This window comes from Pseudomonas monachiensis (assembly GCF_047345015.1).
Taxonomy (GTDB): domain Bacteria; phylum Pseudomonadota; class Gammaproteobacteria; order Pseudomonadales; family Pseudomonadaceae; genus Aquipseudomonas; species Aquipseudomonas monachiensis.
Window position 1 is genome coordinate 4,984,576 of record NZ_CP178857.1, and the last position, 12,476, is coordinate 4,997,051.

The 12,476-nt window shown below is 58.5% G+C and carries 12 protein-coding genes and 1 pseudogene; 10 read left to right on the plus strand and 3 right to left on the minus strand.

Annotated features, from left to right (window positions below; all coding sequences use genetic code 11):
- Positions 1–43: 43 nt before the first annotated feature.
- Complete coding sequence (locus tag ACMDB8_RS22295) at positions 44–802, plus strand: SDR family oxidoreductase (protein ID WP_223541833.1); 759 nt, start codon at positions 44–46, stop codon at positions 800–802.
- A gap of 102 nt (positions 803–904) precedes the next feature.
- On the opposite strand, the gene apbC is transcribed toward ACMDB8_RS22295, so the two are convergent.
- Positions 905–1,999: an iron-sulfur cluster carrier protein ApbC gene (gene apbC / locus ACMDB8_RS22300; protein ID WP_223541834.1), complete on the minus strand. Its 1,095-nt coding sequence runs from the start codon at positions 1,997–1,999 to the stop codon at positions 905–907.
- A 175-nt stretch (positions 2,000–2,174) separates the two neighbouring features.
- Between apbC and metG the strand changes: the two genes are divergently transcribed.
- The 8 genes and pseudogenes from metG to ACMDB8_RS22340 all read left to right on the plus strand — a co-directional run bounded on the left by metG (position 2,175) and on the right by ACMDB8_RS22340 (position 9,114).
- Positions 2,175–4,226 carry a methionine--tRNA ligase gene (gene metG, locus ACMDB8_RS22305; protein ID WP_409078393.1) on the plus strand — a complete coding sequence of 684 codons (2,052 nt, stop codon included), beginning with the start codon at positions 2,175–2,177 and terminating at the stop codon, positions 4,224–4,226.
- A 200-nt stretch (positions 4,227–4,426) separates the two neighbouring features.
- Complete coding sequence (locus tag ACMDB8_RS22310; RefSeq protein ID WP_409078394.1) at positions 4,427–4,996, plus strand: electron transport complex protein RnfA; 570 nt, start codon at positions 4,427–4,429, stop codon at positions 4,994–4,996.
- 17 nt (positions 4,997–5,013) lie between these two features.
- Positions 5,014–5,385: pseudogene (gene rsxB / locus ACMDB8_RS22315) on the plus strand (electron transport complex subunit RsxB); the annotation flags it as partial.
- Between the two features lie 607 nt (positions 5,386–5,992).
- A complete protein-coding gene (locus tag ACMDB8_RS22320; RefSeq protein WP_409078395.1) occupies positions 5,993–6,979 on the plus strand; it encodes an RnfABCDGE type electron transport complex subunit D in 987 nt (328 codons plus the stop codon).
- A complete protein-coding gene (locus ACMDB8_RS22325; protein ID WP_056726137.1) occupies positions 6,976–7,587 on the plus strand; it encodes an RnfABCDGE type electron transport complex subunit G in 612 nt (203 codons plus the stop codon). The genes ACMDB8_RS22320 and ACMDB8_RS22325 overlap by 4 nt, the downstream gene beginning before the upstream one ends.
- Positions 7,580–8,164 carry an Rnf-Nqr domain containing protein gene (locus ACMDB8_RS22330; protein ID WP_223541837.1) on the plus strand — a complete coding sequence of 195 codons (585 nt, stop codon included), beginning with the start codon at positions 7,580–7,582 and terminating at the stop codon, positions 8,162–8,164. Before ACMDB8_RS22325 ends, ACMDB8_RS22330 begins: the two co-directional genes overlap by 8 nt.
- A 25-nt stretch (positions 8,165–8,189) precedes the next feature.
- A complete protein-coding gene (gene nth / locus ACMDB8_RS22335) occupies positions 8,190–8,828 on the plus strand; it encodes an endonuclease III (RefSeq protein ID WP_008053529.1) in 639 nt (212 codons plus the stop codon).
- 106 nt (positions 8,829–8,934) lie between these two features.
- Positions 8,935–9,114 carry a PA3496 family putative envelope integrity protein gene (locus tag ACMDB8_RS22340; RefSeq protein WP_007972325.1) on the plus strand — a complete coding sequence of 60 codons (180 nt, stop codon included), beginning with the start codon at positions 8,935–8,937 and terminating at the stop codon, positions 9,112–9,114.
- 81 nt (positions 9,115–9,195) lie between these two features.
- Here the strand turns inward: ACMDB8_RS22340 and ACMDB8_RS22345 are convergent, their stop codons facing one another.
- Positions 9,196–9,822, minus strand: coding sequence for a response regulator transcription factor (locus ACMDB8_RS22345; protein ID WP_056726139.1), 627 nt, complete (start codon positions 9,820–9,822; stop codon positions 9,196–9,198).
- Between the two features lie 545 nt (positions 9,823–10,367).
- Here ACMDB8_RS22345 and ACMDB8_RS22350 point away from each other — a divergent pair.
- Positions 10,368–11,066, plus strand: coding sequence for a hypothetical protein (locus ACMDB8_RS22350; protein WP_056726140.1), 699 nt, complete (start codon positions 10,368–10,370; stop codon positions 11,064–11,066).
- Positions 11,067–11,216: 150 nt separating this feature from the next.
- Here the strand turns inward: ACMDB8_RS22350 and ACMDB8_RS22355 are convergent, their stop codons facing one another.
- Positions 11,217–12,434: an argininosuccinate synthase gene (locus ACMDB8_RS22355; RefSeq protein WP_007985864.1), complete on the minus strand. Its 1,218-nt coding sequence runs from the start codon at positions 12,432–12,434 to the stop codon at positions 11,217–11,219.
- Between the last annotated feature and the right edge of the window lie 42 nt (positions 12,435–12,476).

Consider the following 12,476-nt stretch of genomic DNA (forward strand, 5'->3'; position numbering starts at 1 on the left):
TCTCTACAAGGAAAACACTCAGACCTGCTACCGGGGCATGCGAATGCAACTCACTGACAAAGTAATCATTATCACTGGCGGTTGCCAGGGTTTAGGCCGCTCCATGGCCGAGTATTTCGCAGGCCTGGGCGCGAAACTCGCGCTGGTGGACCTGAACCAGGAAAAACTCGACGACGCGGTCGCGGCCTGCAAGGCCCAGGGTGTCGAGGCCCGCGCCTACCTGTGCAACGTGGCCAACGAAGAGCAAGTGACCCACATGGTTGCCCGGGTCGCTGAAGACTTTGGCGCGATCCATGGCTTGATCAACAACGCCGGGATCCTGCGCGACGGCCTGTTGCTCAAGGTCAAGGATGGCGAAATGACCAAGATGAGCCTGGCCCAGTGGCAGGCCGTCATCGACGTCAACCTGACCGGCGTGTTTCTGTGCACCCGTGAAGTCGCGGCGAAAATGGTCGAGCTGAACAACAGCGGCGCGATCATCAATATCTCGTCGATTTCCCGCGCCGGCAACGTCGGTCAGACCAACTACTCCGCCGCCAAGGCCGGTGTCGCTGCGGCAACCGTGACCTGGGCCAAGGAACTGGCACGCTACGGAATTCGCGTCGCCGGCATTGCACCGGGCTTCATCGAAACCGAAATGACCCTGGGCATGAAGCCTGAAGCGCTGGAGAAGATGACTGCCGGGATCCCGCTCAAACGCATGGGCAAGCCTGAAGAAATCGCCCATTCGGCGGCTTACATCTTCGAGAACGACTATTACACCGGTCGGATCCTGGAGATGGATGGTGGGTTGCGGATCTAAAGCAAGATCAAAAGATCGCAGCCTGCGGCAGCTCCTACATGGGACTGATATTCACCCCGTAGGAGCTGCCGCAGGCTGCGATCTTTCAACAGGCGACCGGAATCAATCGTCGCTGATGCTGATATTCGGCATCGCCGGCGTCAAAGCCTCCTGCAACACGATCCGCGCCCCCACATGGCGGGCCAGTTCCTGGTAAACCATCGCAATCTGGCTGTCAGGCTCGGCGATCACCGTTGGCTTGCCGCCATCGGCCTGCTCGCGGATGACCATCGACAGCGGCAGCGAAGCCAGCAACTCGACGCCATACTGGTTGGCCAGTTTCACACCTCCGCCCTCACCGAACAGATGCTCGGCATGTCCGCAGTTGGAGCAGATGTGCACGGCCATGTTCTCCACCACGCCCAGCACCGGAATGTTGACCTTGCGGAACATTTCCACACCCTTGCGCGCGTCCAGCAATGCCAGGTCCTGCGGGGTGGTCACGATGACCGCGCCGGCCACCGGCACTTTCTGCGCCAGGGTCAGTTGGATGTCACCGGTGCCAGGCGGCATGTCGATGACCAGGTAATCCAGGTCCCCCCACGCGGTCTGGGTCACCAGTTGCAGCAAGGCGCCGGAGACCATCGGCCCGCGCCAGACCATCGGCGTGTTGTCATCGGTGAGGAAGGCCATGGACATCACTTCGACGCCATGGGACTTGAGCGGCACGAACCACTTCTGGTCCTTCACTTCAGGGCGGGTGCGCTCGGGGATGCCGAACATGATGCCCTGGCTCGGGCCGTAGATGTCTGCATCGAGAATCCCGACCTTGGCGCCTTCGCGGGCCAGGGCCAGGGCCAGGTTGGCCGCCGTGGTGGATTTACCCACGCCGCCCTTGCCGGACGCCACGGCCACCACGTTTTTTACGTTCGCCAGGCCCGGAATCTGCGCCTGAGCCTTGTGCGCAGCGATCACACTGGTGATTTCAACCTTGGCACTGGCCACGCCATCCAGACCCTGAATGGCCATTTCCAGCATCTGCGCCCAGCCACTCTTGAACAGCCCGGCGGCATAACCCAGTTCAAGCTGAACGCTGACGCGCTCGCCCTGGATCTCGATGTTGCGCACGCACCCGGCGCTGACCGGGTCCTGGTTCAGGTAAGGGTCGGTGTATTGGCGAAGGACGGCTTCCACCGCTGCGCGATTGACGGCGCTCATGGGCAACTCCGAAAACAGGACTGGAAAGATGATGGGTATCGTACCTGTTCTAAGCGTTCGGCGGGATGTTGAACCTTCACCTGTTACTCATCCAATGAAACAGGCTCACAGGGTGAAAAATATGCGCCGGCGCTTTATAGTGGCCGACCTCCGTTTCATCAAGTAGCCGAGCCCCATGTCCGAGCCACGCAAGATCCTCGTCACCAGCGCCCTGCCCTATGCCAATGGTTCGATCCACCTTGGCCATATGCTGGAATACATCCAGACCGATATGTGGGTGCGCTTCCAGAAGCACCGCGGCAATCAATGCATTTATGTCTGTGCTGACGACGCCCACGGATCGGCGATCATGCTGCGCGCGGAAAAGGAAGGCATCACCCCGGAACAGCTGATCGCCAACGTCCAGGCTGAACACAGCGCCGACTTTGCCGATTTCCTGGTGGACTTCGACAACTTCCACTCCACTCACGCCGAAGAAAACCGTGAGCTGTCGAGCCAGATCTACCTGAAGCTGCGTGACGCCGGGCATATCGCCACGCGTTCGATCACCCAGTACTTCGACCCGGAAAAGAAAATGTTCCTGGCCGACCGCTTCATCAAGGGCACCTGCCCGAAATGCGGCACCGAAGACCAGTACGGCGACAACTGCGAAAAATGCGGCGCGACCTACGCACCCACCGACCTGAAGGATCCGAAGTCGGCGATCTCCGGCGCCACCCCGGTGCTCAAGGATTCCCAGCACTTCTTCTTCAAGCTGCCAGACTTCCAGCAAATGCTGCAAACCTGGACCCGCAGCGGCACCCTGCAGGATGCCGTGGCCAACAAGATCGCCGAATGGCTGGATGCCGGCCTGCAACAGTGGGACATCTCCCGCGATGCGCCGTACTTCGGTTTTGAAATCCCCGACGAGCCGGGCAAATACTTCTACGTGTGGCTGGATGCGCCGATCGGTTACATGGCCAGCTTCAAGAACCTGTGCAACCGCACGCCGGAGCTGGACTTCGACGCGTTCTGGGGCAAGGACTCCACCGCCGAGCTGTACCACTTCATCGGCAAGGACATCGTCAACTTCCACGCCCTGTTCTGGCCAGCCATGCTCGAAGGCGCGGGCTACCGCAAGCCAACCGGGATCAACGTGCACGGCTACCTGACCGTCAACGGCCAGAAGATGTCCAAGTCCCGCGGCACTTTCATCAAGGCCCGGACCTACCTGGACCACCTGTCGCCGGAATATCTGCGCTATTACTATGCGGCCAAGCTGGGCCGTGGCGTCGATGACCTGGACCTGAACCTCGAAGACTTCGTGCAGAAGGTCAACTCCGACCTCGTGGGCAAGGTCGTCAACATCGCCAGCCGTTGTGCCGGCTTCATCAACAAGGGCAATGCCGGCGTGATGGTCGACACCAACGCCGCGCCCGAGCTGTCCGAAGCCTTCCTGGCCGCCGCGCCAGGCATCGCCGACGCCTATGAAGCCCGCGACTTCGCCCGCGCCATGCGCGAGATCATGGGCCTGGCCGACCGCGCCAACGCCTGGATCGCCGACAAGGCGCCGTGGTCGCTGAACAAACAGGAAGGCAAACAGGATGAAGTCCAGGCCATCTGCGCCACCGGCGTCAACCTGTTCCGTCAACTGGTGATCTTCCTCAAGCCAGTGCTGCCGCTGCTGGCCGCTGATGCCGAGGCGTTCCTCAACGTCGCGCCGCTGACCTGGAACGACCACGCGACCTTGCTCGGCAATCACCAGCTGAACGAGTTCAAGCCGTTGATGACCCGTATCGACCCGGTCAAGGTGCAAGCCATGACCGACGCCTCGAAAGAAGACCTGACTGCCAGCCAGACCGACACCGGCGAAGCCGCGCCTGCCGGCAACGGCGAGTTGGCCAAGGATCCGCTGTCGCCGGAAATCGAATTCGACACCTTTGCCGCCGTCGACCTGCGTGTCGCTCTGATCGTCAAGGCCGAACACGTGGAAGGTGCAGACAAGCTGCTGCGCCTGACCCTGGACATCGGTGACGAGCAACGCAACGTGTTCTCCGGGATCAAGAGTGCTTATCCGGACCCGTCCAAGCTCGATGGTCGACTGACCATGATGATTGCCAACCTCAAGCCACGGAAAATGAAGTTCGGTATCTCCGAAGGCATGGTGATGGCGGCCGGCCCTGGCGGTGAAGAGATCTACCTGCTCAGCCCTGACAGCGGCGCCAAGCCGGGCCAGCGCATCAAGTAAGGTCTGCGGCAAATCGATCCCACAGTCGTGCCTGGCGCGGCTGTGGGATTTTCATGTCTGGCCCATACTGTCTCTCAGGTCTGGCTTCATCTTGTAGGAGCTGCCGCAGGCTGCGATCTTGGCTTCTTTAAGAGCAAAGTCAAAAGATCGCAGCCTGCGGCAGCTCCTACAGAGTTATCCAGCATCGGATATGGACGATCATGACCGAAATCCTGCTTACGCTTATCAGCGCCGCCCTGATCAACAACATCGTGTTGCACTGGCCGTTGGCCGTCGATCCGCTGCTGGCCGGCCAGCGCCGTCAGGTCCATGCCCTGGGCATTGCGACGACCTGCCTGATGCTGGTCGTGGGCATGCTCGGCTATGCGTTCTTTCAATGGCTGCTGGTGCCACTGCAATTGACGTCGCTGCGTCTGTTTGTGTTTCTGCCATTGAGCGTGCTGCTGATCAGCCCGTTGCTGAAGTTGTTGGCCCGGCTGTTTTCGACATTGCCGTTCGAAGGCCTCTGGCCGTTACTGCTGGGCAATGCCGGCGTGCTCGGCGTGGCCTTGCTCAACGCTCAGCAAGACAAGGGTTTCTTTCACGCCACAGCCTTGAGCCTCGGTGCAGGGCTGGGCTTCTGGCTGGTGTTGAGCCTGTTCACTGATTTGCGTGAACGCACGGCCGACAACGATGTTCCCCTGCCCTTTCGCGGCTTGCCGATCGACCTGATCGGTGCCGGCCTGATCGCAGTGGCTTTTCTCGGATTCAGTGGACTGATCAAAACATGAGTCTGATTCAAATCATCGACGCTCTCTTGCCGCAAACCCAATGCGGCAAGTGCGGCCACCCCGGGTGCAAACCGTACGCCGAAGGCATCGCCAATGGCGAGCCGATCAACAAGTGTCCGCCAGGCGGCAACGAAACCATCGCGGCCCTGGCCGATTTGCTGAAGGTGCCGGTGCTGGAGCTGGATGTCAGCCGTGGCTCGGCCCCGGCGCAGATCGCCTATATCCGCGAGGCCGAGTGCATTGGTTGCACCAAGTGCATCCAGGCCTGCCCGGTCGATGCCATCGTCGGCGCGGCCAAACTGATGCACACGGTGATCATCGATGAGTGCACCGGTTGTGACCTCTGCGTGGCACCGTGCCCGGTGGACTGCATCGAAATGCGCCCGTTGCTGCCGAACACGGTACTGCCCGTTGTCGGGGGCCTGGCCCTCACACCACAGGCGCGGCAGGCCCGCACTATCAAGCGCGACCACGCACGGCGCCGCTTCGAACAACGCAATGCTCGCCTGCTGCGTGAGGAACAACAGAAAGTCGCCGAGCGCCAGGCAAGGCAGCGAGCCGCGCAACCTGCCGAGACGACAGCCGACCCGGTGCAGGCGGCCCTCGAACGCGTCCGCGCACAGAAAACCGCCAATGCCGATGGCGAACTGAAAAAGGCCAGGATCGATGTTGCGATGAGTCGGGCGCAGTTGCACAAATCGCTGAAGGCCTTTGGGCACCCGCCAACCTTCGAACAGCAATCGCAGTTGATTGCCCTGCAACAGCAGTTCGAAGCCGCCGAGAAAAACCTCGCGCACCTGGAAAGTGTCGCCCCATCGGCCCCTGCACCGACGGTCGCAGCTGTGTCGTCAAATGATGCCGATCTGAAACGGGCCAAGATCCAGTTGGCCATGCACCGCGCCGAACTCAAGAAGGCTCAGGCCAACGAGGCACCGGCGGAGCAAATCGAAGCCCTGGAGCGCGCACTCGGTGAAGCCGAACGCCTGGTAGACGCCCATGCCAGCCCTTGACGTGGTGGATGATCGCCTGCAACAGGCGATGAAACTGGTGCTGTTGGCCACGCTGCCGGGAATGCTGGCGGCGTTCTGGCTGTATGGCTGGGGCATGTTGATCAATCTGGTTCTGGCGGCCACTGCCGCGTTGGCCGTCGAGGCCGCTGTCATGCATTTGCGCCAGCGACCGCCGGGGCCAACCTTGAGTGACGGTAGCGCGCTGGTCAGTGCCGCACTGCTGGCTCTGGCGCTGCCACCTTACTGCCCATGGTGGCTGACCCTCAGTGCAGCCGCTTTTGCGATGGTATTCGGCAAGCACTTGTATGGCGGCGTCGGCTTGAATCCCTTCAACCCGGCGATGCTCGGTTTGGCGCTGGTTCTGGTGACCTTTCCCTACCCAATGACCCTTTGGCCATCGCCCCATGGCATGGATCTACCGAGCGGCTTGCAGCACGTGTTCGGCATCGGCCAAATGCCGGATGCGTGGGTGCAGGCCACCGCACTGGACAGTCTGCGGATCAACAAAAGCCTGACCATTGATGAACTGTTTGCCGGCAACCCGGCATTCGGCCACTTTGGCGGCCGGGGGGTGGAATGGGTGAACCTGGCCTTTGTGGCGGGTGGAATGTTTCTCCTGCAACGAAAGGTGATCAGTTGGCATGCACCGGTTGGCATGCTGGCCAGCCTGTTCATCATCAGCCTGCTGTGCTGGAACGGTTCGGGCTCCGACTCCCATGGCTCGCCATTGTTTCACCTGCTGAGTGGCGCGACCATGCTGGGGGCGTTCTTTATCATCACCGAACCGGTGTCCGGCCCCAGAAGCCCTGGCGCGAAATTGCTGTTCGGCGTCGGCGTCGGGCTCCTGACTTATCTGATTCGTACCTGGGGTGGTTATCCGGACGGCATCGCCTTCGCGGTGCTGTTGATGAACCTGTGCGTGCCGGCGCTGGAGCGGTTCGTAGCAGCCAGGCAACAGCCGGAGACGCCATGAACCGGACATCAAGCATCGCACTTGTGGTGCTTTTGGCCGCATTGGGCCTCGGCATGACCTACTTCGTGCAACTCGGCAGCGCGCCGCGCATTGCAGCCGAACAGCGCCTGATCGACAGCGGTCATCTGCTGGACCTGATCGCGCCGGACAGCTACGACAATCAACCACTCGAACACCCCATAACGATTGAAGCAACCCCACTGACCAACAGCACCTTGCTCGGTGGTTATCTGGCGACCCGGGGCGATCAACCCGTCGCGGTGTTGCTGCGCAGTCAAACCCTTGGCTACGCCGGTGCCATCGACCTGTTGATCGCTGTCGACGCCAACGGCAGGTTGCTGGGCGTCAAAACCCTCAAACAGTTGGAAACACCAGGGCTGGGGGCAAAGATCGCCGACTGGCCCAATGCCTGGCTCCGGGTTTTTTCCGGCAAGTCTCGAACAGAACCCGGTGACAGCGGCTGGGCGCTGAAAAAGGATCAAGGGCAGTTCGATCAGATCGCAGGCGCGACCATCACCTCAAGAGCGGTGATCAATGCCATCCACGATGCCTTGCGCTACTTCGATGAACACCGGCAACAACTGCTCGGAATCCCTGCCCATGGATAGCTCCTCGACTCTGCGTAACGCCTTGATGCTGACACCGCTGATCGGCGCCACCCACTCGCTGATGGCCGCACTTGGCCTATGCCTGATGTTCATGGTGGTGACCGAGTTGTTCAGCCTGGCCATGGGCGTCCTGCGATCCCGACTGGTCCCGGCGACCTGCTTGCTGGCCAGCATCCTGTTGGCGGCCACGCTCACCAGTTGCGCGGAACTCATGGCACAAGTCTGGTCGCTGCAATGGCAGCAGCATCTGGGGTTTTACGGCGCCCTGATCGCCTTGCAATGCGTCGTACTGGAACACACCGGGTTCTTTCAGAACGGTTGGCGCCAACGCCGGCGACTCAATGCCCTGTTTGCCACGTTGATGATCGCGTTGGGCCTGCTGCGCGAACTCATCGGCAACGGAGCACTTGGAAACCCTCTATCGTGGCTGTCCGGCGCAACACAAACTGACTGGCAAGGCTGGGTACTGATGGCTGACGGTGGCCTGCGCCTGGCCACCCTGGTCCCTGGCGGGTTCATCCTGCTCGGGCTGCTGATCGCCGCCTGGCAGGCCTGGCGCCCCACGCCCACACACTGATTGCCTTCGAGGAAACGTACTACCCATGAATGCCGCAAAACGTCTGGAAATCTTCCGCAGACTGCACGAGGACAACCCGGAACCAAAGACCGAGCTGGCCTATTCCTCACCCTTCGAATTGCTGATCGCCGTGATTCTCTCGGCGCAGTCGACCGATGTGGGCGTCAACAAGGCCACGGCCAGGCTGTTCCCGGTCGCCAATACCCCGGCAGCGATCCATGCCCTGGGTGTCGAAGGGCTCTCGGAGTACATCAAGACCATCGGGCTGTACAACAGCAAAGCGAAAAACGTGATCGAAACCTGCCGCTTGCTGGTCGAGCGTCACGCCGGTGAAGTGCCACAAACCCGCGAAGAGCTGGAGGCACTGCCCGGCGTCGGCCGCAAGACCGCCAATGTGGTACTCAATACGGCATTCCGTCAGCTGACCATGGCCGTCGACACGCATATTTTCAGGGTCAGCAACCGGACGGGTATTGCTCCCGGCAAGAATGTGGTGGAAGTCGAGAAAAAACTGATGAAATTCGTGCCCAGGGAGTACCTGCTCGACTCCCATCACTGGCTGATTCTTCACGGCCGCTATGTCTGCCTGGCCCGCAAGCCCCGATGCGGAAGCTGCCGGATCGAGGACTTGTGCGAATACAAGCACAAAACCTCCGACGATTGAGGCGCTATTAGGTTTATTGAATTGTCGATTGAAAAAATCTTTTTTACCCGCCGGGAGATTGTCGATATAAGGAGCGCCAAAGGCCTTCTTAGCCTGGAGCAACTAAATGAGTACTGGCAAAGAGCAATTGGACGTAGAAGACGATTTCACCACCGCCGAAACCGATGACGCCGAGCCGGTGGTTGAAGTGGCGAAAACTAATCTGAGCAAACGCCGCACCATCGACAACCTGCTGGAGGAGCGCCGACTGCAAAAGCAATTGGCCGATTACGATTTTGATTTATGACACCTGAAAGCCTCCCGAAACGGAGGCTTTTTTTCTAAGTGCCATACCCCGGTAGGCGCCCCTTGTCGCGCAATTATGTCATCACACCAGACCATTGCGTTGTGCCAGTTCGATCAGATCGACCAGAGACCGCGCATTGAGCTTGAGCAACAGGCGGGTCTTGTAAGTACTGACTGTTTTATTGCTGAGAAACATTCCATCGGCAATCTCTTTATTGGTCTTTCCTCGGGCCAACTGTTGCAGGACCATCATTTCCCGCCCCGACAACCGATCAACCATATCGGCCTCACTGGCATTCCCCAAACTGCAACGCACGGTATGCAAGGCTTGATTAGGAAAGTAACTGTAACCTGACAACACGGCCTTTATTGCACTGAGCAACTCCGTGAGGTCTTGTTGCTTGCAGACGTAACCGGCTGCACCGGACTGCATGCAACGCATCGAAAAATGTCCCGGTGCCTGGGAAGTCAAGATCAGCACTTTCATCGGCATTGAGGCCGAAGACAAACGCGCGATGACTTCCAATCCGTCCAGCTTCGGAATCCCGATATCCAGAATGACAATGTCCGGCATAAGTTCACGGGCTAGTTGCAGTGCGTCCACACCATTATCGGTTTCTGCAATAACTTCGTAGCCATGACGCTCCATTAGCATACGTACCGCAAGACGAATGACGGGGTGATCATCCACGATCAGCACTTTATTCATGGGCAAGTCCAATTTTCGCTGTTCGAATTTTTAGAGCCCGCACAATAGCCTAGTCGTTTCACCCATGGCATGTCGCCCCTCCCGGCCACCCACACCAAGAGACATACCCTACAAACAACACGGATTTCTCCTACAAAAATCCCTCGAACGGAATGAATTGAAAACTGTATCAGCGTCAGTGTGTCGCACTTTCCAGCAGCCACCCCTGTCGATTTACGACCAAAATTTTCCGAGTACCAGCTTGATCGGCCGCGCCCTGAAAAACACTAGCCTCTACCTCTCCGTCAAAACGTAACTGATATTTACGTATTCAACACTCACACCGGAAATATCACACACCCAGCATCCATTTACTCTTACAGCAAATAATATTTTTTGAGCAATCATTAAAACATGCCAAAAACTCAAGAACCCTAAGAGCAATACAACAAACAAATAATAACCCACCAAAAACCAGCAGACACTAAAAAACATTACAATAACCACCACATCAAACCAACCTCATAAACCACTCGAGAACAGACAATCCGACATGAGTACAAAACATGATAAACAAACGAGTCACCAACCCAATGACAATTATCGCGATATTCGCAGCGCTATCTGAAACTTCGGCAGCCGTCTCTCTACCCTTCCTTGATCAGGAGGAAAGAGAACTCTACGTCTGGTTCCTGATCAGCTTTCCGTTCTATTTAATTTTACTTTTTTTCGCGACACTCAACTTCAACTATAAATCACTTTATGCGCCTTCCGATTTTGAAAAGGGCAAGCACTTCATGAAGGTCATGGATGATGTTGGGCGTTCGGAAAAGAAAGCCTCCGCAAAGCCATCTGAAAACCCCGCACTGGAGACGTCAACGAATGACTGCCAGTCAACCCGAACGCCCTGTGGCGCACAGGACCCGCCAACCGGGATCGGTCTGCAAACCACCGTATCCGTCCAGCATCACCTTCAGCTGCCGGAACAGGTAAAAGACCTCTACATCGTCGATGTACGCTGGATGAACAGAGAGGTCGAGTTTGGAGCGCTGCTGGAAAAAATCCAGAGGCCACGGGAAAAGGCGGCGTATGTGATTGTGTTTGTCACTTGTGCCGTTTCGGAGAAATTACTGAAAGCCGGTGCGCATGAACATTCAAGGCAGGCCAGCAAGCGCAGTGACGCCTTTTATGTGACCTACAATCCAGACTCGCACAGGCTGTCGGTCATTGATCAGGCCGAGCAACCGGCGAACAACAACGTTTAGTACAGGTCAGGCCATTGAGCAGGAGAAAAACAGGAAATCATCATCGGATACGAAAACACCCGACAACGCAGTAACTGGCGTCACACCCCGTTTTCAGGTACCTGACCTCGTCGAGGACGAGGCCAGGTAACCATCACGATTTCAAAGGTCTCAGAACAGCTTCCGGCCTTTGTTCGCCGCAATGCGCATGCGCAGGGCGTTGAGCTTGATGAAGCCCGCTGCATCCGCCTGGTTGTACGCGCCGCCATCTTCTTCGAAGGTCGCGATATTGGCGTCGAACAGCGAGTCGTCGGACTTGCGGCCAGTGACGATCACATTACCCTTGTACAGCTTCAGGCGCACAACGCCGTTCACGTTGACCTGGGACGCATCGATCATCTGTTGCAGCATCAGACGCTCAGGGCTCCACCAGTAGCCGGTGTAGATCAGGCTGGCGTACTTGGGCATCAGCTCGTCTTTGAGGTGAGCCACTTCGCGGTCCAGGGTGATCGATTCGATCGCACGGTGGGCACGCAGCATGATGGTACCGCCAGGGGTTTCGTAGCAGCCACGGGACTTCATGCCCACGTAGCGGTTCTCGACGATGTCGAGACGGCCGATACCGTGCTCACCACCGATACGGTTCAGGGTCGCCAGCACGGTGGCCGGAGTCATTTCGACGCCGTCCAGCGCGACGATGTCGCCGTTGCGGTAGGTCAGTTCCAGGTACTGCGGCTTGTCTGGAGCGTTTTCCGGAGAAACGGTCCAACGCCACATGTCTTCTTCGTGCTCGGTCCAGGTGTCTTCCAGCACGCCGCCCTCATAGGAGATGTGCAGCAGGTTGGCATCCATGGAGTAAGGGGACTTCTTCTTGCCGTGGCGCTCGATCGGGATCGCGTGCTTATCGGCATAGTCCATCAGCTTTTCACGGGACAGCAGGTCCCATTCGCGCCACGGAGCGATCACTTTCACACCTGGCTTCAAGGCGTACGCACCGAGTTCGAAACGAACCTGGTCGTTACCCTTGCCGGTGGCGCCATGGGAAATGGCGTCTGCACCGGTTTCGTTGGCGATTTCGATCAGGCGCTTGGCGATCAGCGGACGAGCGATGGAAGTACCCAGCAGGTACTCGCCTTCGTAAACGGTGTTGGCGCGGAACATCGGGAAAACGAAATCGCGCACGAACTCTTCGCGCAAGTCGTCGATGTAGATCTCTTTGACGCCCATGGCCTGAGCCTTGGCGCGTGCAGGTTCGACCTCTTCGCCCTGCCCCAGGTCAGCGGTGAAGGTCACCACTTCACAGTTATAAGTATCCTGCAGCCACTTGAGGATCACCGAAGTGTCCAGGCCGCCGGAATACGCCAGAACGACCTTGTTTACGTCCGCCATGCCATCACTCCACGGGGTTCTACGGAAAGCCGGGAAGTCTAC

What these genes read in the sequence shown, in the direction of transcription:
- ACMDB8_RS22295 (WP_223541833.1), top strand. Translation starts at nt 44, where the DNA reads ATGCAACTCACTGACAAAGTAATCATTATCACTGGCGGTTGCCAGGGT.
- apbC (WP_223541834.1), bottom strand. Translation starts at nt 1,999, where the DNA reads ATGAGCGCCGTCAATCGCGCAGCGGTGGAAGCCGTCCTTCGCCAATAC.
- metG (WP_409078393.1), top strand. Translation starts at nt 2,175, where the DNA reads ATGTCCGAGCCACGCAAGATCCTCGTCACCAGCGCCCTGCCCTATGCC.
- ACMDB8_RS22310 (WP_409078394.1), top strand. Translation starts at nt 4,427, where the DNA reads ATGACCGAAATCCTGCTTACGCTTATCAGCGCCGCCCTGATCAACAAC.
- ACMDB8_RS22320 (WP_409078395.1), top strand. Translation starts at nt 5,993, where the DNA reads ATGCCAGCCCTTGACGTGGTGGATGATCGCCTGCAACAGGCGATGAAA.
- ACMDB8_RS22325 (WP_056726137.1), top strand. Translation starts at nt 6,976, where the DNA reads ATGAACCGGACATCAAGCATCGCACTTGTGGTGCTTTTGGCCGCATTG.
- ACMDB8_RS22330 (WP_223541837.1), top strand. Translation starts at nt 7,580, where the DNA reads ATGGATAGCTCCTCGACTCTGCGTAACGCCTTGATGCTGACACCGCTG.
- nth (WP_008053529.1), top strand. Translation starts at nt 8,190, where the DNA reads ATGAATGCCGCAAAACGTCTGGAAATCTTCCGCAGACTGCACGAGGAC.
- ACMDB8_RS22340 (WP_007972325.1), top strand. Translation starts at nt 8,935, where the DNA reads ATGAGTACTGGCAAAGAGCAATTGGACGTAGAAGACGATTTCACCACC.
- ACMDB8_RS22345 (WP_056726139.1), bottom strand. Translation starts at nt 9,822, where the DNA reads ATGAATAAAGTGCTGATCGTGGATGATCACCCCGTCATTCGTCTTGCG.
- ACMDB8_RS22350 (WP_056726140.1), top strand. Translation starts at nt 10,368, where the DNA reads ATGATAAACAAACGAGTCACCAACCCAATGACAATTATCGCGATATTC.
- ACMDB8_RS22355 (WP_007985864.1), bottom strand. Translation starts at nt 12,434, where the DNA reads ATGGCGGACGTAAACAAGGTCGTTCTGGCGTATTCCGGCGGCCTGGAC.